The sequence below is a fragment of the Acetobacter persici genome (assembly GCF_018256955.1).
GTDB lineage: Bacteria > Pseudomonadota > Alphaproteobacteria > Acetobacterales > Acetobacteraceae > Acetobacter > Acetobacter persici.
This window is the reverse complement of the sequence record NZ_JAERKU010000014.1, coordinates 1-21,621: the sequence shown is the minus strand read 5'-3', so window position 1 is coordinate 21,621 and position 21,621 is coordinate 1. Positions and strand designations below refer to the sequence as shown.

The 21,621-nt window shown below is 51.5% G+C and carries 17 protein-coding genes; 6 read left to right on the top strand and 11 right to left on the bottom strand.

Going from position 1 to position 21,621, the window contains the following annotated elements; genetic code table 11:
• Positions 1–409 precede the first annotated feature (409 nt).
• Complete coding sequence (locus tag JK199_RS13035) at positions 410–979, top strand: winged helix DNA-binding protein (RefSeq protein WP_212376700.1); 570 nt, start codon at positions 410–412, stop codon at positions 977–979.
• A gap of 391 nt (positions 980–1,370) precedes the next feature.
• Here JK199_RS13035 and accC read toward each other — a convergent pair whose 3' ends face one another.
• From accC to pxpB, 5 genes are read right to left on the bottom strand one after another with little or no spacing between them, the layout of a single operon-like run.
• Positions 1,371–2,726, bottom strand: a complete 1,356-nt coding sequence (gene accC, locus JK199_RS13030) for an acetyl-CoA carboxylase biotin carboxylase subunit (protein WP_212376798.1) — start codon at positions 2,724–2,726, stop codon at positions 1,371–1,373.
• Entirely contained in the window at positions 2,719–3,138 is a 420-nt protein-coding gene (locus tag JK199_RS13025) for an acetyl-CoA carboxylase biotin carboxyl carrier protein (protein ID WP_212376697.1), read from the bottom strand. Before JK199_RS13025 ends, accC begins: the two co-directional genes overlap by 8 nt.
• Positions 3,135–3,914 carry a LamB/YcsF family protein gene (locus tag JK199_RS13020; RefSeq protein ID WP_212376694.1) on the bottom strand — a complete coding sequence of 260 codons (780 nt, stop codon included), beginning with the start codon at positions 3,912–3,914 and terminating at the stop codon, positions 3,135–3,137. Before JK199_RS13020 ends, JK199_RS13025 begins: the two co-directional genes overlap by 4 nt.
• Entirely contained in the window at positions 3,911–4,891 is a 981-nt protein-coding gene (locus tag JK199_RS13015) for a 5-oxoprolinase subunit C family protein (protein ID WP_212376692.1), read from the bottom strand. Before JK199_RS13015 ends, JK199_RS13020 begins: the two co-directional genes overlap by 4 nt.
• Positions 4,888–5,526 carry a 5-oxoprolinase subunit PxpB gene (pxpB, locus tag JK199_RS13010; RefSeq protein WP_212376795.1) on the bottom strand — a complete coding sequence of 213 codons (639 nt, stop codon included), beginning with the start codon at positions 5,524–5,526 and terminating at the stop codon, positions 4,888–4,890. Before pxpB ends, JK199_RS13015 begins: the two co-directional genes overlap by 4 nt.
• A 350-nt stretch (positions 5,527–5,876) precedes the next feature.
• On the opposite strand from pxpB, the gene JK199_RS13005 reads away from it, so the two are divergent.
• The 4 genes from JK199_RS13005 to JK199_RS12990 are packed head-to-tail and all read left to right on the top strand — an operon-like array spanning position 5,877 to position 11,327.
• Positions 5,877–8,606, top strand: coding sequence for a TonB-dependent receptor domain-containing protein (locus JK199_RS13005; RefSeq protein ID WP_408742387.1), 2,730 nt, complete (start codon positions 5,877–5,879; stop codon positions 8,604–8,606).
• A gap of 48 nt (positions 8,607–8,654) precedes the next feature.
• The gene (locus tag JK199_RS13000) at positions 8,655–9,332 is read left to right on the top strand and encodes a 5-oxoproline transporter, DUF969 family subunit (RefSeq protein ID WP_212376685.1); all 678 of its coding nucleotides are present in this window, start codon (positions 8,655–8,657) and stop codon (positions 9,330–9,332) included.
• Between the two features lie 13 nt (positions 9,333–9,345).
• Positions 9,346–10,329, top strand: a complete 984-nt coding sequence (locus JK199_RS12995) for a 5-oxoproline transporter, DUF979 family subunit (RefSeq protein WP_212376682.1) — start codon at positions 9,346–9,348, stop codon at positions 10,327–10,329.
• Positions 10,326–11,327 carry a DUF2891 domain-containing protein gene (locus JK199_RS12990; protein WP_212376679.1) on the top strand — a complete coding sequence of 334 codons (1,002 nt, stop codon included), beginning with the start codon at positions 10,326–10,328 and terminating at the stop codon, positions 11,325–11,327. Before JK199_RS12995 ends, JK199_RS12990 begins: the two co-directional genes overlap by 4 nt.
• Positions 11,328–11,513: 186 nt before the next feature.
• On the opposite strand, the gene JK199_RS12985 is transcribed toward JK199_RS12990, so the two are convergent.
• The 6 genes from JK199_RS12985 to JK199_RS12960 are packed head-to-tail and all read right to left on the bottom strand — an operon-like array spanning position 11,514 to position 20,008.
• A complete protein-coding gene (locus JK199_RS12985; protein ID WP_212376676.1) occupies positions 11,514–12,176 on the bottom strand; it encodes a phosphoribosyltransferase in 663 nt (220 codons plus the stop codon).
• Positions 12,173–13,435: an amidohydrolase gene (locus JK199_RS12980; protein WP_212376673.1), complete on the bottom strand. Its 1,263-nt coding sequence runs from the start codon at positions 13,433–13,435 to the stop codon at positions 12,173–12,175. The genes JK199_RS12985 and JK199_RS12980 overlap by 4 nt, the downstream gene beginning before the upstream one ends.
• Positions 13,435–15,210 carry an adenine deaminase gene (locus JK199_RS12975; protein WP_212376671.1) on the bottom strand — a complete coding sequence of 592 codons (1,776 nt, stop codon included), beginning with the start codon at positions 15,208–15,210 and terminating at the stop codon, positions 13,435–13,437. Before JK199_RS12975 ends, JK199_RS12980 begins: the two co-directional genes overlap by 1 nt.
• On the bottom strand, positions 15,203–16,285 hold the full coding sequence (locus tag JK199_RS12970; protein WP_086656364.1) for a nucleoside hydrolase: 1,083 nt from the start codon (positions 16,283–16,285) through the stop codon (positions 15,203–15,205). The genes JK199_RS12975 and JK199_RS12970 overlap by 8 nt, the downstream gene beginning before the upstream one ends.
• 13 nt (positions 16,286–16,298) lie before the next feature.
• The gene (locus JK199_RS12965; RefSeq protein ID WP_212376667.1) at positions 16,299–17,651 is read right to left on the bottom strand and encodes an NCS2 family permease; all 1,353 of its coding nucleotides are present in this window, start codon (positions 17,649–17,651) and stop codon (positions 16,299–16,301) included.
• A 5-nt stretch (positions 17,652–17,656) separates the two neighbouring features.
• On the bottom strand, positions 17,657–20,008 hold the full coding sequence (locus tag JK199_RS12960) for a TonB-dependent receptor (RefSeq protein WP_086656366.1): 2,352 nt from the start codon (positions 20,006–20,008) through the stop codon (positions 17,657–17,659).
• Positions 20,009–20,182: 174 nt separating this feature from the next.
• On the opposite strand from JK199_RS12960, the gene JK199_RS12955 reads away from it, so the two are divergent.
• Positions 20,183–20,953 (top strand): GntR family transcriptional regulator, encoded by a 771-nt coding sequence (locus tag JK199_RS12955; protein WP_086656387.1) that lies wholly within the window; start codon positions 20,183–20,185, stop codon positions 20,951–20,953.
• Positions 20,954–21,621: the final 668 nt, after the last annotated feature.

Genomic DNA, 21,621 nt, shown 5'->3' with positions numbered 1-21,621 from the left:
ATGGGGAGAACGCGGATTCTTTTGAGAAGGATGGTCCCTCAAAGACTGGCTGGACAGACCGGTTCCTCCTTGAACACGTTTTTGTTAGTCAGAAATCATGAGTGGGACTGTTCATATGCACTGCAAGCATTGATCAGCAACCATGAAGATCGGGCTCACCAGCATCGTCTATAAATATGCGTCGACTTTGCTGCATGACGCGGATCTACGCCCCACCACAGAGCCTCAGAAGATAACAAATTTTCTGCGCCGTAAAACACTGTGAAAACGATCCATAAAAACAAGTAACCACCACATATTCAGTATAAAACCAGCCGTGAAAGATATTATTTCTATCAGATTTTGTGCTGTTTTCAGGAGCGGAAATGCGTTATATTAAGTGAAAATAAGCACGGGAACCAGCGTTGTCATGACTAGAAAATTACCGGCATCATCACGTAAAGCGCCTGTCCAGAACAATACTGTTGGAAGCGACAAACTTTATATTGTTTCTTCTTCGCATCTGGCTTCGCCCGGTTATGAAGACGTCAGTGCTTTTGAATTTGCGCTGACTGTTATCAATAACGCGTTCCAACGCTGGATGACGCGGGCGAGCGCCGTGGCCGGCCTGCCGGAATTATCTGCGCTCGATGTTCTGGTGCTGCATAGTATCAACCATCGGGATCGTGAGAAGAGTATCGCAGATCTCATGTTTACCCTTAATCTCTCTGAGAGGCATTACTTAAATTACGCCATGAAGAAGCTGGATGATCTGGGGCTGATCACCCGTCACCGCAGGGGCAAGGAAGCATATCTTAAAGTAACCCCAAAAGGGAGTGATTATTGCGCTGAATATGCACGTGTGCGGTCAGCATGTCTGCTAGATTTGTTGCCTGCCGATCTGGAACCAGGAGGGGTTGCCTTGGGTGAAGTGGCGCGCGCCATGCGTGTCTTAACCGGGTTCTATGAACAAGCTGCACGGTCTGCGTCGTCTCTTTGAGTTTCGTGGGCGGAGCTTAAAATGTGTCCTAAAAAGTCATGATACCCTACGATCATATTTGATGGGTGTGTGACCAGACAAAGCCTGCCCGTTTCGGGAGCGATAACCGGGAGCATCAGAAGGTCCACAGCAACAAAAGCGACAATGTCCCCGCGGTTTACGAGATCGCCATCCGTGATGCCGGCGCGTAGATGAAATATACCCATTTCCGGTGAAAGAAGCGGAATAGGAGCTGGTTGTGCGGGGACGGGACGGGCAGGTGTGCTATCTGCCGCATTCTCTGGCAGGAGGCGAAGAAAAACCCTTTTTGATCCTGATTTTTCTTCAAACGTTTGCACACAATATTTTCGCATAAGTGCGACAAGCGTCCCCAGATCGTCTGGTGAGCGCATCATGGGTTTTTCAGCTCCAAAAGGCGTTCAAGATAATGCACGTCTACCCCTCCCTTAATAAGAGCCGGGTGATTCATCAGGCGAGCATGCAAGGGAATGGTTGTGCTGATGCCATCAATTCGGGTTTCTGACAGAGCCGCCCGCATGCGGGCAAGAGCATCCTCTCTATTGTGCCCATGCACGATAATCTTGGCGAGGAGGGAATCATAATGCGCTGGCACGCGATAATTATCGTAAAGATGTGTGTCCACTCTTACGCCCGGACCACCGGGAGGGGTCCATTGACTTACAACTCCTGGAGAGGGAGCAAAACTATCCGGATTTTCCGCCGTAATACGGCATTCGATCGCATGTCCGTCAGTCCGGATATCCGTCTGAGTGAAGGGAAGGGGCTGTCCCATGGAAACACGAAGCTGGGTTTCAACAATATCTATCCCGGTTGTCATTTCTGTTACCGGATGTTCGACCTGAAGTCGTGTGTTCATTTCGATGAAAAAGAAGCTTCCATTTTCATAAAGAAACTCGAATGTACCAGCGCCAACATATCCCATATCCCGACAGGCCGCGGCACAACGCTCCCCGAGTTGAGCAATGACATTGGGGGAGATGTCAGAAGCAGGAGCTTCTTCAAGGAGTTTCTGGTGACGGCGCTGTACTGAGCAGTCACGTGCACCGAGCCAGACAGCATTTCCGTGTGTATCTGCTATAATTTGTATTTCAATATGGCGTGGATGGCACAAAAAATGTTCCATATAGACGGCTGGATTGCCGAACGCGCGTCGTGCTTCTTCCCGAGCCCCCTCGACAGCCACATCAAGGGCTGCGGGTTCGGAAACGACGCGCATCCCACGTCCCCCACCTCCTGCGGCTGCTTTGATAATGACGGGGTATCCTATCTGAGCCGCGATTGTCTCAACCTCACTCCGATTTTCTGGAAGTGCACCTTCTGTTCCGGGCAGGCAGGGTACGCCCGAGCGTGTCATGTGGCGCCTTGCTGCGATCTTGTCCCCCATTTCTCTCATGACCGAGGGGGCCGGACCGATGAAGACAAGGTCGGCGTCAGTAACAACTTCAGCGAAGTTCGCATTTTCAGATAGAAAGCCGTAACCCGGATGGATCGCGTCTGCCCCCAGGAGTTTTGCAGCACGCAGAATACGTGAACTATCAAGATAGCTTGCTGACGCTGGAGCTGGTCCGATACAGACAGAGCGCGCCATAAGCCTCAAGTGTGCGAGATTGGCATCTGCTTCTGAATAAATGCCCATAGCTTCAAGTCCGAGCAGACGACATGCTCGGGCAATGCGTAAGGCAATTTCTCCGCGATTAGCGATCAGGACGCGTCGGAATTCAGGCATCAAGCGTCTCAATCATAAAAAGAGGTGTGCCCGGCTCCACGCTCTGACCGTCTGCCTGAAGTATAGAGAGGATACGGCAGGGAAAGTCTGCATCAATTCGTGAGAGTGTTTTCATTACCTCCAGAATGTAGAGTGTTTCTCCAGCCTTCACAGTATCGCCCGGCTGTACAAAGGGTGGTTCATCTGGGAAGGGAGCAGTATAAAACTGACCATGCATTGTTGCTGTGATCGTATGTTGAGTATTGCCAGATTCAGACGCAGGCGTAGCGGTCTCAGCTTTCTGCGCGTGAGGAGAGTGAGTATCATTGGTCAGATGGATGATGGTATCGCCCTCTTCAAAATGAAGCTCTGCAAGACCTAATGTACGCATCTGCTCCATGAGAGATTCGAGTTTTGAGAAATCTGTTGTCATGAAGGATGGCCCTGCTTAGCTAGCGCGCGGACAAGTATGCCTTCAGCTTCAAGTGTGTTCCGAAGGTGACGGGCGAGCGTAACCGCCTCAGCACTGTCACCGTGAACGCAGATTGTATCGATTGTCGTAGCCAGAAGCCGTCCGCTCAGTGTTTCAATCGCGCCAGCATGAATCATACGCAATGCCCGCTCTGCCACAGCTTGGGGATCATGAAGGACCGCGCCGGGTTGAGCGCGTGGGAGCAGATGTCCATCTTCATCATAGCCACGATCGGCAAAAATTTCAGAACGGATGGTCATGCCACGGTCTCTTCCCAGCCGTTCCAACGCACTATGGGCGATGGCCACGACTGGGAGCGCGGGCTCGACGGCATACACTCCGTTAAGCACAGCCTGTGCAATCACAGGATCATGCTCTGTCAGATTAGCGAGTGCTCCGTGGGCTTTAAGATATGTAATAGCATGACCACTATAGGTTGCCATCGCACATGCCGCGCCTAACTGGTAGGCAACGATGCGCTCGATTTCCAGAGGTGTCATCGGCAGGGGACGACGGCCAAACCCCCACAAATCCGGAAACCCCGGATGTGCCCCGACCGCTACGTTATTTTCATGGGCAAGCGCAAAGGTTTTTGCCATGACCTGCGGGTCCCCCCCGTGGAAACCACAGGCCACATTTGCTGATGTCACGATGCCAAGCAAGGCGGCATCATCACCAATGCTGTAATGGCCAAAGCTCTCGCCAAGATCGGCATTAAGATCGATCGTTTTTGTCATTTTTTCTGTTTCCAGGGGATAAGAGAGCTGCGCAGTTCAGAAAGCTTCATCGTATTATCCTGAAATTGCCGGACTGTGTCCCGCTGCCGTTGCACCGCAGCGTCTATATCAATCTCGTGAAAAAATACGGATGCGCCGATGGGTGCCTGTGCGAGAAGGCGGAGATCACTTTCGATCACGGTCGCAATCTTAGGATAACCGCCCATAGTGTTGGCATCAGCAAGCTGAATTATTGGTTGACCTGAAGGGGGGATCTGCACAGTGCCGGGCATAATGCCGTGTGAAAACAACTCCCTGTCAGAAGCACGTCTGAGCGGGTCGCCTTCCAGACGATACCCTGCGCGGTTGGCCTGGGAAGTAATGCGCCATGGCTGGGAAAAAAAACGTGCCCTGCTTTCGGACGTGAAGTCATGATATTCTGCCGCAGCGAGAGCATGCACAGTCACAGATCCTCGCTCGGGAAGAGGTGGAGGGCAGGTTAGCCCATAACCACCAGCCGGCAGGGAGAGTGTGCGTGGGCCGCAGGGTATATGGTCATTCCGTTGAAGCCCACGACCATGGTACCCGCCAAGTGCGGCCTTGAGGTCGGTAGCCCGTGCGCCGAATACGATTGGCACATCAAGCCCTCCTTCAACGCAAATATAAACACGGCAACCCTTTTCCAGAGCACCGCACGTCAGGATTTGCCCTGCTTTCGCTGTGATTGCCCAATTGGCTGGTAGGGAAAGGTTGTCCAGAGACGCATTGCACTGCGCCCCGGTGATCGAGAAGCTTCGCTCTTCCAGAAAGCGTATTCGGAAAGGAAAGAAAGCGACTTCGATTCCTGCTGCATCAGCAGGATTGCCAAGTAGGATGTTTCCCCAGGCCAGTGCAGAGCGATCCATTGCGCCGCCCCAAGAAACGCCTAAGGACATTGCCTGAGGACGCCCAAAATCCTGCACGGTATTAAGAGCGGTGCTCGTAAGAATTTCTATCATCGGGCATTCACAAAGCGTACACGGTCCCCGATCTCGAGATAACAGGGTGGGTTTCTGTTATGATCGAATAACGCAATATCGGTGTGTCCGAGTTGGTACCAACCTGACGGTGCGGTGCATGGCATAACCCCTGCATTGCCGCCACCGATAATGACGGAACCTTTCTCAACCGCCATGCGCGGCACCTGACGGCGCGGAATGGCAAGCCTTGGGTCAAGGCCCGAGAGATAGACAAAACCCGGCATAGCTCCTACGGCAGCGACCCGATAGGATGTGTTACTATGAAGAGAAATAACATCAGTTATCGTAAGATTGCAGTAGTGAGCAATGGCTTTCAGATCTTCACTTGACTCCGAATCGTACGTGACAGGAATACTGATCATGCGTCCATCAGGTTCATCTGAAGAGGCCTGATACCATGCATCTTCCAGCCATATCCGGGCTTCATGATGATCATGCATCACGGAGTCAAACACCATCAAAAGGTTGTTCACGCCCGGAATAGCCTGCCTTACGCCTGTATGGCGAGCGAGAGCATGTGCGGCATTAATGACGCGTGCCTGAATACCGGCCTCGAATACAGTAGAAGAAGCGTCCAGCAGGAGGGCATTCTCTCCTGCGTAGCTGATTCGCATATTTGGCACGTTTCACTTTCAAGACGTTAGTACGGAAACAGCTTATCGAAACTCTGTTCAGTGTCTCGCCAACTGTCTTCATGTTGAAATTATACACGTCTATTTGCAAGGGAGAAACGCGCAAAATTCGAAATTAAGCGAGTTTCTCATGTTTTCATTGATTACGTTTTCGAATCATGTGTAATTTCTATTCGAATCGAACACTATCGTGGCAGCGTCGCAATGCCTGAACCACGCAGGCGGCAACAATCTGGGGGAAACGGAACGTGTCTGACGCATATAGTCGGCCCAAACGCCGCAAACGTATTTCCATTCGTTCCTGGGGAACTTTTTCTGCAGCGCTGGCTGGATTGGCGACTTCCGTCGAAGCACATGCGGCAGACAAAACGACTACAACCGCGGAAACGTTGACGGTAGTCGGCTCTGCGCTGTCTCAGCGCAATAATGCCAGCGCGAACCCTGTTCAGACCATTACATCCCGGCAAATACAGAGGACGGCTTCCACAACTATTGGCGAATATCTTCAACGTTTACCAAGCATTGGCTCCTCTGGTACAACCAATACCCAGACAAGTGGCGGATTAGGTATGTCCTGCACTGATATCCGTAATCTCGGTGCCAGCCGCGTACTTGTGCTGATTGATGGCAAACGACAGGTTCAGTCTGCCAGTTCCTCCCAGAGCTGTGTTGACTTGAATACAATCCCCGTTGATCTGGTTGATAGTATTGAAATTCTTAAAGATGGCGGCTCGGAACTGTATGGAGCAGATGCGGTTTCCGGCGTTATCAATATCAAACTGAAGCATAATCTGACGACAGGAGGTTTCACCGTTCGGGGTGGAATCACGGATCAGGGAGACGGCCAGACTGGTAAAATCTCCGGTCACAAGGGCTTTAATTTTGATCAGGGCCGCGGCAATATCACGCTGTTTGGGTCCTATGAAACGGTTAGTCCGATCATGCAGCGTAATCGGGCATGGGCACGGGACCCTCAGGTGACTAATCCTGTTAGTGGCAAACCTGCTTATGGTTCATCAATTTCCACAGCAACGCGCGTTATGGACCCGGCTGGGCGTTTTAATCTCGTGCAGTCTCCGAATGGTGATTTCACTCCGTTTTCATCTGCCGACAACTATAATTATGGGCGTGATGGTAATTTGACGAATTATCTTCAGACAGCCACGCTTCATGGTCAGGCGCATTATGATGTGACGGACTGGTTCAAGCCTTATGCGTCGATTTTCTATTCTCATAAGACAACGCAGCAGACTCAGGCACCTTCACCTGTGACCGGGAGTATTTATCCATCCACATTGCCGAGTAGCTTTATTCTGCCGTCCGGAAACCCTTACAATATGTGGGGGCAAGATGTGAATATGTATAAGCGCATGGATGCTTTTGGGGACCGTCAGTTCGGGCAGGCCAGTGACACATGGCAGGTGAATGCTGGTGCAAAGGGGCATATTTTTGGAGGCTGGAATTATGATGCCTCCATGGCTTACGGAGCCAGCGATATGACCCTGCGGGCGCAGAATGTTGTGAATTATAGTCACATGATGCAGGAAATGGGTGTGCGCCAGCTTACGCCCGGCGATGCACATAGTGCAGTGGTTTATGATCCGTCAGTCTGTGCAGCATCCAGCGGCTGCGTGTTGCAAAACCCGTTTGCGCCATGGTCACAAAAGGCTGTTGATTACGCATCTGCGACCATTTCCAATCACACATCCTATCAGTTGCGTGATTTTAATTTTCGCGTGCATAATAACCATCTGGTGCATATGCCATACGCGCATGGTGGGGATGTGGGGCTGGCATTTGGTGTCGAGCACCGGAGTGAGCAACTCAGCTTCACACCTGATCCCTTGAGCAACGCTGGTGATATTGCTGCGGCAAACGGAAGTGCCTCAGCGACGGGTGGCGGCTTTAATACAACAGAAGTCTATGGTGAACTGAACGTTCCGTTCCTGCGTAATGCGTTTATGGCGAAAGATCTCTCTGTTGATGCCCAAGGGCGGTGGTCGCGCTACAATACATTTGGAAGTACGCAGATATGGAAAACAGGTATCAACTGGGCTCCTGTTGATGACATCCGCTTTCGGGCTACGCTAGGGACATCATTCCGGCAGCCTAATGTTTATGAACTTTATGGTGGCCGAACGTTATCCTACCAGTCAGCGCATGATCCCTGTGCGCAGGTATCGTCCTATGGTGCTCTGAGCGGGAGTGTCGCAGCGAATTGTGCTCTGCAGGGGATCAATACGGCTAGCTTTGTGGATGCTAATGCGGGTAAAATTCCTACGATTTCAGGTGGCAACCCAAATTTGCAGCCGGAAACAGGGCGCACATGGACGGTAGGAACCGTCATTACTCCCCGTTTTGCCCCTCATCTCAACGTTTCCGTAGAATACTGGCATTATACAATCAACCACACAATCAGTGCTCTGTTGCCGCAATACGTGCTTGACGAGTGTTATACAGGTGCTGATCCATCCTATTGCAGCGACGTCTCCCAGCGTACGACAGGGAATCAGATCTCGACCGTGCAAACGCTTTATCAAAACCTCGGAACACTCCGAGAAGACGGTCTGGATTTTGATCTGAGTTATAATATTCATCTCTTCGGGAAAAACTACCTTTCTCTGTCAAATAATTATCAGCAGGTTTTTGGTTACAATCAGCAGAACGAGCCGAATGGAAAGTTTTATAATTATACAGGCCGTATGTTCAACCAGACTGGTTCCGGTATCCCGCGTATTCGTGACTATGCGACCGCAACCTGGAGCCATGGTAATGTCGCTCTTACCTATATGATGAGTTACACGAGCGGCATGGTGTGGAACAACGGCACGACGGATCTGACAGCGAAAACTGCCGGACAATATCGCACGCCGGGCATATTTGCTCATGACCTGACCCTGACATACACACTGCCACACTGGACGATCGAGGTCGGCGTCAACAACCTGCTTGATAAAAAACCGCCTTTTGTTCTGGATTCCTATTTTAATACGGCAGCGGCTCTTTATGGTGAAGAAATGATGGGGCGATATGTTTTTGTTCAGGTCGGCTCAGTCTTCTGAGCTTCTGGACGTTCTTTTCGGACATTAGACAAAAGGGAAACGGGCATTATGGTTGATCACGGTTCCTGGATGACACTGCTGGGTCTTGGAGTGATCATCGGCGGCGTGATCTTACGCATGAATATCCTGTTTGTCGTGGTGGCGAGTTCACTGATAACGCCGCTTCTAGCTGGTAAAACACCCTATGAGGCAGTTGCGATGCTAGGGCATTATGCAACCTCAGCCCGCTATATCAGCGTTATGTGGACAATTCTTCCGCTTATCGGGTTGTTGGAATGGGCGGGTCTTGCGGATGCTGCCCGGGGGCTGGTTTCCCGCCTGAACCTTAAGACGCCGGGGCATGTTTTACGGGGATATTTTATACTACGTCAGATTTCCGCGGCGTTAGGACTGACGTCTCTCGGAGGGCAGGTTCAGATGGTGCGACCACTGATCGCTCCAATGGCAGAGGAGGCCGGACGGCATATAACAAACGAGACCCTGACGGAAGAAGAGAGAGAGCGACTGCGCGCTGCGGCGGCCGCTACGGACAATGTTGCGGGCTTTTTCGGCGAGGATATTTTTCTGGCTGTCGCCTCAATTCTGCTAATGCAGGCCGTGCTTGAGGCAAATAATGTTCAGGTCTTGCCCTGGCAGCTTTCTGTTTGGGCTATCCCTTCCGCCGTCATGGCTCTGGCTGTTTCATGGCTATGTTTCCGAAAGATTGATCGTAGTCTGAGGCGCTGACAGCATGATAGGGATGGAAATAATCTATGCGGCGCTGGGGCTGTTCTTTTTTTACACGGCATACAGCGCGCTCCGGCGTGGAGCAGGGCAGGGTGCTGCACTGGCTGGTTTTTGGGGACTGTACGGCCTGCACTTTATTGCGGGTTCGGCCTTTAATGATTTTTCCAACGGCCTGATCATTATTGGCATGACTTTTCTGGCGCTGTGCATGCGCAGCCGCTCCTTGATGCCTGCGGGTGTTGAGGCGCTACCATTGAGCGGTTCCGTGCTTGCAGGAGAAGATGGGGCAAAAAATAATAGTATGGTGCGCCTTCTGCTGCCTTTGCTGGTTGTTCCACTTGTGGCGGTGCTCTTTGTTCTTGCCGCTCCATGGATGCACTGGCACGGACGTCCGTTAATTGACCCCAAGCGGGCTAACCAGATCGGTTATGTGCTGGCAACGTTGGCAGGCCTCGTGGTTGCATGGTGGCGATTGCGCCCTCCTGCCGGACTTCCTTTTGCATCGGGAAGTGCGCTGGTCTGTCGGGTGGGCTGGCCACTGGTTCTGCCACAGATTCTAGCGACGCTTGGAGGCGTTTATATGGCTGCTGGCGTTAATCAACAGCTTGGGGCTTTACTAACAATCATTCTGCCAGCCGGCAACGAGCTGGCGGCGGTGCTGGGATATACAACAGGCATGATGCTGGTGTCAGCGCTGGTTGGAAACGCTTTCGCAGCGTTCCCTATTCTTTTTGGTGCGCTGGGCCTACCGGTTCTTGTCCAGAGTTTTGGTCTGTCTCCGGCGCCTGTTGCTGCCATTGGCATGTTATGCGGTTTTAGTGGTACGCTTCTGACCCCCATGGCGGTCAATTTCAATATCGTTCCAGTTTCTCTGCTTGGGCTTCAGGATCGTTTTGCCGTGATCCGCGCTCAAATTCCGGCAGCACTTTTCGTGTTCTCAGGGAATACTTTGCTGCTTTATGTGCTCACATTCTTTGAAGGACATTCATCGCTATGACGTTCGACCAAACGACAGCTGACCGTTTTGCACGGATCGCACTGGGCCATGTTAGCCGTCAATTTCCTTATTTTCCTGGCCATTGCATACTGAATGAGGAAGATCGGCCATTACCGCAGGAGAGCCATCCTATATTTTATGGCAGTTTTGACTGGCATTCCTGTGTTCATGGTTATTGGATGCTTGCAACCCTTATAAAAAGTTTTCCAGATCTTGAGACGAAAGACGATATTATCGCTTTGTTTCGAAAACATGTTACCATCAAAAATGTTGAGATTGAACAGTCTTATTTTGAAAATCCTTTGCGCCGTAGCTTCGAACGTCCCTACGGGTGGGGCTGGCTGCTTAAGCTCGTCACGGAACTCCATGCGCATCCTTATCTTTCCGAATTCGCGGATGTTCTAGCCCCATTAGCAGAAAAAATAGCAGCTCTTTATCGGGATTTTCTGCCATTGGCGGCCTATCCCATCCGCGTGGGTACGCATTTTAATAGTGCTTTCAGTCTGCGGCTTACACTTGATTATGCTGAGACTTTTCAAGATGAAGAGCTGGCGCGACTGGCACGTGATCGTGCCAATGACTGGTTTGGGAACGATGAAGCATGTCAGGCATGGGAACCATGCGGAGATGAATTCCTGTCGTCCGCGTTGATGGAAGCCGCTTTAATGGCACGAGTGCTGGATAGCACTGCATTTCAGGACTGGTTTGGTCGTTTTCTTCCGCGAATTATGGAGGGAAAGCCCGCAACACTTTTCACACCCGCGATGGTCAGCACGCGTACTGACGGCAAGATCGCGCATCTTGATGGACTTAATCTGAGCCGTGTCTGGTGTTGGCGTGAGATTCTGGCTGTTCTTCGTCCTGATGAGGCTTTCAAGGCACTGATTGAACGGGCCTGTAAGGCACATCTTGATGCGAGTTTGCCGCATATCGTTGGTGATTACATGGGTGAGCACTGGCTCGCTACATTTGCTGTACTGGCTCTTCGTGGCGCTTGAATGGGAACGAACAGAGAGCGATGAGAGAAAACGTCCTTTGGTGAATAATCGAGCAATTGAAAAATTTCAATTGCTCCAACATCCAATGGACTAAGGCGCGCCGTCAGTTGAAATCTCAAAATAATATATTCAGGGTGTTTTCGGTAATATTTATAATAAAAAAATTATTTTCTTAAAATATAGAAATTAATTCTCATAAGAATCAATAATCCATCCATTCTTAACACGTCTGAAAATTGGTGATGAAAAGCAACTCAGGATTGGAAACGGAAAACGATTTTTCCAGCGGTTGCTTTGCGTCATAACACATAGAGCCGCATGCGGCGTGACGCCAGCCGCTGTGAGAACATCCGTCCCAGCGGAGAGAGAAGTTCCTGTGCTGATAACATCATCAACGATGATGATCCGTTTTGCAGCCTGAACCAGAGGAAGAAGATTGGGGTCCAGATACAGTCTTTTTGCTGTGCCTGGGCTGGTTATGGAAGAAATGGGAGCAGAAAGTTTCTCTTCGTACCAGAATTTGCGGGAGGTGCTGAGTGGCACATAGCGTTCCAGTCCGCTGTGTCTCGCAACATAGGCAGCCAGCCCCAAACCAAGAGTAGGCATGCCGACAACCAGATCAGGCTTGATTTCTGCCGCCAGACGCCCCAGACCAGCACATATCGCATCTGCCACCTGAAAGGATGTCTGGTTGACTAGAAGCGATGCAACTGCCAGTTCACCGGAAGGAAGAGGGCGAAGTGGCAGGTCCAGCCTATGCTGCCCCAGAGAAACTCTGTAACGGTCCGTATAGGGAGTCTTAAGATCAATGTCAGGCGCAAAAGTCTGCCAGAAGGACAGGGTGCTCATGCGGCGTCTTCAACAAACGCAGCTAATAATCTGACTGCGCGTTCAAGAGCATTTTCGTCAATATCAAAAAGACTGGAGTGGTGCGGAGCTGCAATATCGGCTCCGATAAGGCAGTAGCCAGCGTGGCCGCCGCATTGCTGCACACGCTGCATCATAAAGGTTGCATCATCTCCACCACCAATCGGCCAGTTAGAGACAATAGTGCCTGTCTTCGTAGTAAGAACCGCTTTTTCCAGCCGTGTCATAATCGCGGGATCTGATTGTGCACTGATGGCGTTGCCGTAGAGATCAATCTCCACATTAACATCCTGTGTCAGAGCGGCGCCTTCAAGTGTGCGTCTTGCTCCTTCTGTCAGGCGCTTGAGCCCTTCACGGCTGGCTGCACGTACTTCAAGCTCCAGATAAGCCCGGTCTGCAATAACATTGCGGGTTCGACCCGCCTGTAGCAGTCCTACATTAATCCGTGTATCGGATTGACCGTCACGAGGCAAAGCATACAGCCCAGCAACTGCTAGAGCTGCTGCGAGAAGGGCGTTTCGTCCCTCTTCAGGGCACATGGCAGCATGCGCTGCCCGACCAGTGAAAGTGACATTCCACTTTTCGGCCCAAAGAAATCCATCGGCCGTTAATGCAATCTGCCCGCTGGGGAGTTGGCACCCCAGATGGCTGGCCAGAAAAATATCGACATCATCTAGCAAGCCACTCGCGACAATCGGCTGTGCGCCGCGTCCCCCTTCCTCGGCTGGTTGGAAGATAAGGCGTACTGTGCCGTTCCATCTGGCATCGGGTTGCGCTAGTTTTTCTGCAACAGCAAGCCCGATAGCTGTGTGCCCATCATGGCCGCAGGCATGCATACGCCCCAGATGAATGGAAGAAAAACCCTGGGTGTTTGGAGGATGCTGCTCAGATTGTGATTCATGAACTGGCAGCGCATCCATATCAAAGCGTAAAGCCAGAACAGGGCCCGGCCCCCTCTGGAGTTCACCACAGATAGCGGTTTGTCCGCCCGGCATTCTGTTCAGCCATCTTTCATCCGCTCCGGCCTGTAGCGCAGCCTCTTTTGCTGCAGTGAACGCCTGATCTGAGGGCAAACCACGCACACCATCCATGTGCATGATTTGTGGTCCGGCTTTTACGGTGTAACCCAGTTCAGACAGGCGTTTTGCGACAATTGCCGCCGTTCGGTATTCAAGAAATGCTGTTTCTGGAAAGCGATGGAATTCACGGCGCATTGCAGTAACGTCACGAGGAAAATCCATCAGGCGTCGCCCAGAACCATCGTGGAAAAAACGTCTCCTGTCATGCCATCAGCAATGCCCAGATCTGTAACATGCGGGCCCGGATTGCAGGCCAGAGAAGCTCCCGTGACAAGCTTTATCATGCTGGTTGGCCCATTCCATGTGGTAGCGGTCGCTGCGGCATCCCGCACGTCAGCAAAATGTTTACTGACTATTTCGAGATTTTCAGGGGACAGAAGTCCACATACGGGGAGCGCGACGTGCACGAGGTGCTTGTCGGCTTTTGCCACGGCCATACCCCCGCCGCTGGCAATAAGAGTGTTGGCGACACGCGCCATCTCTTCCGGGTCCCGCCCGAATACGGCCAGGTTATGACTGTCATGGAGAATGGTTGTGCCAATCGTGGCTGACCAGTCTCCCCATCCTTCGAGAACACCAAGCCCCGGAGGCGAATTATCACCATAGCGATTGAAAACAGCCATGAGGGCGGTATCAGGGGGGAGAATGAGATACCCGTCTTTTAAATCTATCTCCCGTTCGCCCCAGTGAGTTGTACGGGGTGTGCTCACGGTTCTGATTTTAACCTTCGATTTCTCTGTATGAGGAATTTTAAAGTCAGAACTCGTGACAGGTGTGCGCTTGACGGTATTCACTGGCATACCGGGCAATTCCGGTGGCAGCGTGGTGATCAGCGTTCCACGCGACGCGACATGAACACCAGAAGCAAAGACCTCCAGCGGTGTAAAATCAGTCAGATTATCAAAGACGACCAGATCAGCACGACGACCGGCAGCAACAAGGCCGAGGTCACGGCGTTCCAGACGCTGAGCTGTATTCAACGTCGCGCATCTCAGGACGTCCAGCGGGTTCATACCCAAAGCGACCAGGCATCTGAGATGATGCACCATTCCACCACGTCGCAGCAGATCATCGGGAAAGACATCATCTGTACAGAGTGTCACAGTCTGAGGAACAATACCGAGCTCTTTAAACGCGGCTACAGCTTCAGGGAGAATGTTCTCGTGTGAGACTCTGAGCTCCAATGTCATACCAGACCGGAGTTTTTCCAGAATATCGGTTTTGCTGGTCAGTTCGTGGTCAGATTCAATGCCAGCCGCCATGAAGGCCTGAAGGTTTTTTCCTGCAAGATTGCGGGCATGGCCACAAACGAGTTTGCCGCTTTTAAGGCCCGCATTGACAATGGTCGTCATGCGCGGAGCGTTATTTACGACGCCCCGCATGTCCATAACTTCTGCAACGCCAATAATTTCTGGCCAGGACAACATCTCAGCCATTGCGGTTGCGTCAAAATCCGCACCGGATCGTTCGAGACCAGGCGCGGACGGTACGCAGGAAGGTGCTTCCACCAGAATACGCAACGGGAGACCTTTTGAGGCCTCAATTGCCCATCTGACTCCCGGCAAACCGCTAACATTCCCAATTTCGTGCGGATCCCAGCATATGGTCGTCGTGCCTTGTGGCACCACGGTCTGCGCATAGATACGCGGCGTCACCATGGAGCTTTCAATGTGTACGTGAGAGTCAATAAGCCCCGGAGCAAGAATGGCGCCTTTCAGGTCAAACTGCTTTGTTGCATCCTGACGCTCACCTGTCGGGTGCATACTGGCTATAAGAGGACCAACCAGTCCGACATCTGCGTAGCGAAGCTCTCCGGTTGCAACATCTGCCACACGCCCATTGCAGAGGAGAATGTCAAACGGTGCGCGCCCGCAGGCAGCATCCACTGCGCGCCGGCGGAGTTCTGGTTCTGCGAGTGAGCAGGTGACATCAACCATGCGTGTTCATCCGGTTGGCTGCTTTAACAAAGGTTTTGAGAAAGCGGGCCTTGTCAACTGCGGTGACGATTGTAACTGGACGTTCCCCGATATGGGGGCGCGTGCTTTCCGGCCAGACATGAGCGTAGCCGTAGTTTGGTCCATGGGTCAGATCAACATCCATGTAAGCCACAACCTTGTCGGTCACCAGAGCTGGATCAACAGAAATAGCTGCAGCCAGTTCATCCCACATGGGTTGTGGATGGAAATACTGACGCAGATAGTCGGCAACAGGACCAGCTGTGCGTGTTGCCTGATCACGGATTTCCGCTGTCATGCGAATGGCGTTAGCAACGCCCCCCACGGAAACAACCTCAGGGAAGGGCGCTTCCAGAGTAATGCTGGCGGCCTCCGGGTCAAACATGAAGTTGAAGTCTGTGTAGTAGTCTGCACTTTGCGTAACCTGTGAAAGGTTACCGTCTACAATGGCCCCCATAAAAACAAGGCGGCGACACAAAGAAGCAAATTCCGGATCCAGCTTGATAGCAAGAGCAATATTTGTCAGTGGACCGGCTGCCAGAAGCGTGATCTGGTGTGGGTGCGCATGGACCTGCCGTATCAGAAACAGGGCGGCTGTTTCGGAAGAAAGCTTTCGGTCTGGCATGCCTTCTTTCAGAGGTTTGACCGGCGGCTGAAAATCCGGGGCATCACCGCGCCATGCCCCTTTCCATGGCATTTTGCCGTTGGATTTTTCCCATGCCAGAAGCCGGGCGCGGGAGTTGACCAGAGGCTGAGTGGCACCGGGAACGACTGGGAGTGTCTCTGGACTTCCGGCAATTTCCAGAAAACGGGACAGATGTGCTGCGGCCTCATTTTCCCACCCATCTCCGACCACAACAGTAAAGCCCAGCACGGTTGCCTTATCTGGTTGCCCAAGAAGCGGAATAACGGACTGGATGTTGGTCCCACCGGGACCGGCAAAATCATTATCAATAATAATGTAATTAGGGTCCCCGGGTGTCTGCGCGTGGCCGTGAAGGGGAAACAGAACGAACAGACCAGCCAAAAAAGTTGAAAACCGTAATTTTGAAAACATGGCTGAATTCCCTTCAGGCGTGGTGGCCGTGCATGTGGGCAGAAACAATAAAGAACATGATGAAAATGACGCAAAGGCCCCACACAACGGGAGAGATAGTGCGGACGCGGCCCGTGGCAAGAGCCATTGTTGTATAGGACAAAGTACCAATTGCCATGCCGTTGATGAGGTTGCCTGTCAGAAGAGCCGTTAGAAAGGTGAGGGCGGCTGGAGCACTTTCCTTCATATCTGACAGATCAAGATGGCGCACGCCCTGAAACATCATCATACCAACCATCAACAGAGACGGAGCCGTTGCCTGTGGTGGGATAATCATGAAAAGGGGCCATAAAAACAGGGCTGCAAAAAAGCCCCCCGCAATTACCAGAGCCGTCAAACCGGTACGCCCGCCTGCATGTACACCTGTGATAGATTCAGAATAAACGGTGACAATGGATGTGCCGAGAAGAGGGGCCAGAATACTGCCGGCAGCATCCGTTACAAATGCCTCGCGTGCACGAGGGATCTGTCCGTTTTTTGAAACCATGCCCGTTGCAGTGACGACGCCGAGAAGATTAGCGAGTGTCCCAAACAGTTCTGTACACAGGAAAAAGAACAGCATGGGCAGCACATAGAGGAAGTTATGGATAAGATAGAGCGGTTCCAGGTGGAAGGCCGTGGCATAGGGCCACTGCGGCAGGGCAACAATATGCGCAGGCCAGTGTGTGAGAGTGCCGCCTTTTCCATCAGGCAAAAAAAGTCCGGCAACGGTGAGTGCTATAATTGAAAGGATTAACGCGCCGGGAATACGCCTGACCACCAGAATAGGTGTAAGAATAAAACCCGCCAGCGTCATGAGGACTTTCGGACTGCTGATCGACCCCATGGTGACAAATGTGGACGGACTGGCAACCACAAAGCCGGAATTACGCATGCCGATAAACATGATGACCAACCCCACGGCGACCTGAATGCCAATACGTAAGGTGTCTGGAATATCATGAGCAATGCGCTCGCGGATGCGCGTCAGACTCATGATCATGAAGATCACACCCGTCAGGCAGACGAGTGCCAGCGCCGCCTGCCACGGCACACCCATTTGCTTGACCAGAATGATGGCAAAGACGACGTTTGACCCCATTGCAGGCGCAACGCCAAGCGGGAGGTTGGCCAGCAGGCCCATCAGGGTGGTACTGAAAATGGCAATGAGGCATGTCGCGCTTAGAACGCTTGCGCGGTCCATGCCAGCTTCTGCCATAATCATCGGGTTAACGGCGACGCAATAAACCATGGCTGCAAATGTGGTCAGACCAGCCACAATTTCACGACCAACGGTTGTTCCGCTGGTCGTGAGTCCAAAAAAACGATCTAATCTGGGATATCGCATAAGAGTCAGAGGTCTATCTTGGCGGTGGCAAGAGCAGCAAAGCTGCCAGCAACATAATAGGTGGGCGACCCTTGCGAGGCGATAGTGCTGCCGTAAATGCCGCGGGTAGCTCTGGAGGACGCAGCAATACCTGCAACCCCGGAGAGATATTTGTTATCCCCCACATTCATGAAGTTCAGGCGGATTTCCGGCCGTGTGTTCAGGATTTTCGGGGCGCGGTAGCCAATATTCATATCAGCACTCACATAGCCGGGCATCGCCTGATCATTCATGAAGGTTGAAAACTGGCGACCAACATATTTGACAGAAAATCCGGCAAAATACGTGCCATCATCATAATCCAGCCCGACAGAAGCCTGTGCCTGCGGACTGCGCACAGCCATTTTCCCAGCAGTGGGCAGATAGTCGGAGCCCACCCGGTAATTATTATCGATTGTGGCATGCAGATATTCGGCAGAGATATAGGGGTGGAGATGGTGCCAGGGGCGCAGGCCGATTTCAATATCCACGCCGCGGGATGTCTGCCCGCCTGCGTTAATGTTCTGCGTGATCTGGGCATTGTTCACAGTAACCTGTGTGGCCACCTGACGGTTTGTGAAATTATAGTTGAAGAACGTGATAGATCCATTCACAAGGCCACCCTGATAGCGATAGCCGATTTCTTCCGAAATCGAGTACTCCGTTTTCTGGCCTGGGTTAGCCTGTGTGGCGATTTTCCCCGTGGTTGCGCTGTATGTATTATAAAGCGCATTAAGTGTGGGGGTGCGGAAGTTGGTGGCGACATCGGCAAAAATCTGACTGTGATCGTCTATACGGTAGCGTGCGCCGAGGTTAGGCGTTGCAACTGCGACATTCATGCCGGTGCGATATTGTGCTCCCGGCAAATAGTTGTAGCCAATACGGCTGACCATGGATTCCTTGATACCGGCCTCAACGCGGAGGCGATTATTGAGGGCGTTAAAGGTATCTCCAAAAAACAATGTATTGACGCGGGTAATGGTCAGATTGTCATAACTCGCCAGACGGGTGCCGTCAGAAAGCTTCACGTTCCCCAGATAACCCCAGACATTCGCCGGGCCACCATTCGCACCAACTTCACTGTAAGGATTGACCATTCGCTCACGTGACCAGTCAAACCAGTATCCAAACACAAGAGTATGCCTGCCCAGATTATAATGCACTTTGGATACCAGGCCGGGGCGATAGACATATGGTGTGCCGAACGGTGTATACATCATGACCTTATCGGTCGTGGTCCCGTTTCCGTTCAGATCCATGCTGTATTTCTGGGTACCGGAATAAATCGCATTTTCCGACATGAGAGAGGCGGAGGCAATTGTTCCGGAATTCCAATAGAAATACGGTGTGAAGTCAAAGCCCAGCTTATCATTAATGACAATATTCTGAGGTGCGCTCAGGATCAGAACCCGATAAGGGCTCTGATGCAGCTTCCAGTATTTTGTATCGGTGGGAGAAAATTTTTCGGTGTAGTTGGCGTGCCTTCCGTATTCCTGCCATGCTGACAGGCTCGGGTTGAGATAGGCCACTTTCATGGAATCATCGAACGTGACAGCCACAGTGCTGCGACTGCCATTGTCCCAGTCTTTAACCAGCTTGGCGTCCACATGCTGCTTATGGTCATCACCAGCGCCGCGAAAATGCGGTTCTTCCAGGTGAGACCATGCGACAAACGCCCGCATTCCGGTATTTCCGATATCGCCGCTTTGCAGCCGGACATATTCCCGATGGGTATTGTAAGAACCAAAGGAACCGGCAATCGTGGCGCCCATTTTGTGGGATGGTTCAATCAGCTTCATTGTCACAATGCCGCCAGATGCTCCGATAACCGGAGAGTCCAGATTGGCGGACCCCTGCTGCATGGTGACTTCGTTCAGGTTCTCTGAATCAACCCATTCGGTGGGAAACGCCATATAGGAACCGATATCATTCAGCGGAGCCCCTTCCACGGTAAAGCCTATCTGATCACTGTTCATACCGCGGATTGTCATATTACCACTGACCATCCCAAACGGGTCGGCGCTGGCGACATTGGCGCCAGGGAGATTGCCTAAAAGCTTGAATACGTTTGGCGTTGGAGCCTGCTTGGCAATGTACGCTTGTGTAATCTCACTGCGCGATTTCGTGCCATTTTGAGGCACCATGCGGCCGCCTGCCACTGTTCTTGCAGATACAAGAATATCTTCGGCCTTAGAGATTTGCGGTTTTGCGCTCTTGCTAGCGGAGTGAGAATGGCGTTTCTCTCTGCTGTGGTTTGTGGGTGTATCCGGCGCAGCATACGCTGCCACCCAGAAGAGGTTGCCAACAAGGGCTGTACTCAGAAAGGTTAAAGCGCGCATGAAAGAAACTCTCGAACGATACGGAAGAACCCGGAAAGCCGGGCAACCTTGCAGATTGAGACAAAAAAGCGAGAGAAGGATCAACAAAGACGTATTGTGTTGTTATAAGACGTCTTAGCTAAATCGTTTTCCGATCCTTTTCAATACAAAATCGAAATATTTATGGGATTTTTTATGCCGGACGCTCTCTTCTCCGCCTATCTGGAACCGAATGACCCAACCCCGCTCTATCTGCAGGTTGGCCACCATATTTCTGGCTTGATCGGTAAAGATGAGCGGTTCATGGACAGACTGCCGTCCGAGGCCGAGCTATGTCGGCTTTATGGCGTCAGTCGTATTACAGTGCGTCAGGCGCTGTCATATCTGGCAAAAAGAGACGTGATTGTAAGGCAGCACGGGCGAGGAACATTTGTCGGGGCGGTGCATCGGCCGGGGCGCCAGAAGACCATTCATTCCTTTTTTGAAATTCTGGCAGATAAAGGGCTGCGCCCCCGGATGACGCTTCTGGATTATCGGCTGCAGCCCGCACCAGAGGACGTGGCAAGAGGGTTCGGTGAACAAGGAGACGTACTGTTTATTCGGCGCGGATATCGTTCTGCAGAAGGCCCCCTCGGCGTAACGGAGGTTTTTTATCCGGGCCATCTTGCCAAAATGGTGACACCCGAACTTGCGGGCAGCAAAACGTCATCTACTATTTTAAAGGATATCTTCAAATTTCAGATAAGCCATGCCGATATATCTATCGGTCTGACACAGGCTGCTGATGATGTGAGTGAGTGGCTGAATATTGCAAGAGGATCTGTACTGCTGAAGATCAAACGTGTTACGGCCTGCAAAGGGCAGGGTATATGTGAGTATAGCCGACTACTTGTAACAGAAGGAGCGGCCGATTTTCAGATTAAAGCTGACGGTGAAATGCTCAGTGAAGGCATGTTACATGATTAAGAGATCAAACACTTTTTTCCGTCTCATGCCCGAAGGATCGAAAGCAGTTTCATGAGAATGTTCTGTTCTCTATCGTAATTATCATCTGTTTGATGAAAACTTATATAAGAGAAGTTTTTTGATGTTTGCTTTTAGATCCTGACTCTGTTGGCTCACGCAAGACAGTATCGTTCACTGGTGCGATCTGGTGTTGATTTTTAACAGCCCGTATCTGATGTGTGAGATGGAGATATGGCTTTAAAAGAGAATTTTCTGGGAGGTGTGAAATTAATTTTAGAAAATCACATGCATAACTTTATGTTTTTCCCTCTACTTTTTTACGGATACTCCAAAGCATACGACGACGCAGCAGCCCGCTGACAGGGCGGATAAGAAACCAGTATGGCGTGAAGTGCTGTCTGGCCGCTTTGCTAAGGCACAGGACGCGTGTTTCGGTTATAAGGCGACATTGAATTTTACTAACGGGTATAACAGCAAAACCAAGAACGAGTTTGCAGATATTTCCCTGTTTTATGGCCATAAAAGCATCTGGGGAGGGAACAGAACAAAGTCCATAATTGGCATGCCAGAATGCACCAGCCAGACCATAGACTAGGGCCTGTTAGACCTTGAATGCCAGAACGGACTGCATAGCTGTTTATGATGAGTATGATGCAGTCTGTCTTTTC

Excerpts from the sequence above, each read along its gene's own strand:
- pxpB (WP_212376795.1), bottom strand. The coding sequence starts at position 5,526 with ATGCGAATCAGCTACGCAGGAGAGAATGCCCTCCTGCTGGACGCTTCT.
- JK199_RS12985 (WP_212376676.1), bottom strand. The coding sequence starts at position 12,176 with ATGAGCACCCTGTCCTTCTGGCAGACTTTTGCGCCTGACATTGATCTT.
- JK199_RS13025 (WP_212376697.1), bottom strand. The coding sequence starts at position 3,138 with ATGACAACAGATTTCTCAAAACTCGAATCTCTCATGGAGCAGATGCGT.
- JK199_RS13035 (WP_212376700.1), top strand. The coding sequence starts at position 410 with ATGACTAGAAAATTACCGGCATCATCACGTAAAGCGCCTGTCCAGAAC.
- JK199_RS12995 (WP_212376682.1), top strand. The coding sequence starts at position 9,346 with ATGGAAATAATCTATGCGGCGCTGGGGCTGTTCTTTTTTTACACGGCA.
- JK199_RS12980 (WP_212376673.1), bottom strand. The coding sequence starts at position 13,435 with ATGGATTTTCCTCGTGACGTTACTGCAATGCGCCGTGAATTCCATCGC.
- accC (WP_212376798.1), bottom strand. The coding sequence starts at position 2,726 with ATGCCTGAATTCCGACGCGTCCTGATCGCTAATCGCGGAGAAATTGCC.
- JK199_RS12990 (WP_212376679.1), top strand. The coding sequence starts at position 10,326 with ATGACGTTCGACCAAACGACAGCTGACCGTTTTGCACGGATCGCACTG.
- JK199_RS12960 (WP_086656366.1), bottom strand. The coding sequence starts at position 20,008 with ATGCGCGCTTTAACCTTTCTGAGTACAGCCCTTGTTGGCAACCTCTTC.
- JK199_RS12970 (WP_086656364.1), bottom strand. The coding sequence starts at position 16,285 with ATGTTTTCAAAATTACGGTTTTCAACTTTTTTGGCTGGTCTGTTCGTT.
- JK199_RS13000 (WP_212376685.1), top strand. The coding sequence starts at position 8,655 with ATGGTTGATCACGGTTCCTGGATGACACTGCTGGGTCTTGGAGTGATC.
- JK199_RS13020 (WP_212376694.1), bottom strand. The coding sequence starts at position 3,914 with ATGACAAAAACGATCGATCTTAATGCCGATCTTGGCGAGAGCTTTGGC.
- JK199_RS12975 (WP_212376671.1), bottom strand. The coding sequence starts at position 15,210 with ATGGTTGATGTCACCTGCTCACTCGCAGAACCAGAACTCCGCCGGCGC.
- JK199_RS13015 (WP_212376692.1), bottom strand. The coding sequence starts at position 4,891 with ATGATAGAAATTCTTACGAGCACCGCTCTTAATACCGTGCAGGATTTT.
- JK199_RS12955 (WP_086656387.1), top strand. The coding sequence starts at position 20,183 with ATGCCGGACGCTCTCTTCTCCGCCTATCTGGAACCGAATGACCCAACC.
- JK199_RS12965 (WP_212376667.1), bottom strand. The coding sequence starts at position 17,651 with ATGCGATATCCCAGATTAGATCGTTTTTTTGGACTCACGACCAGCGGA.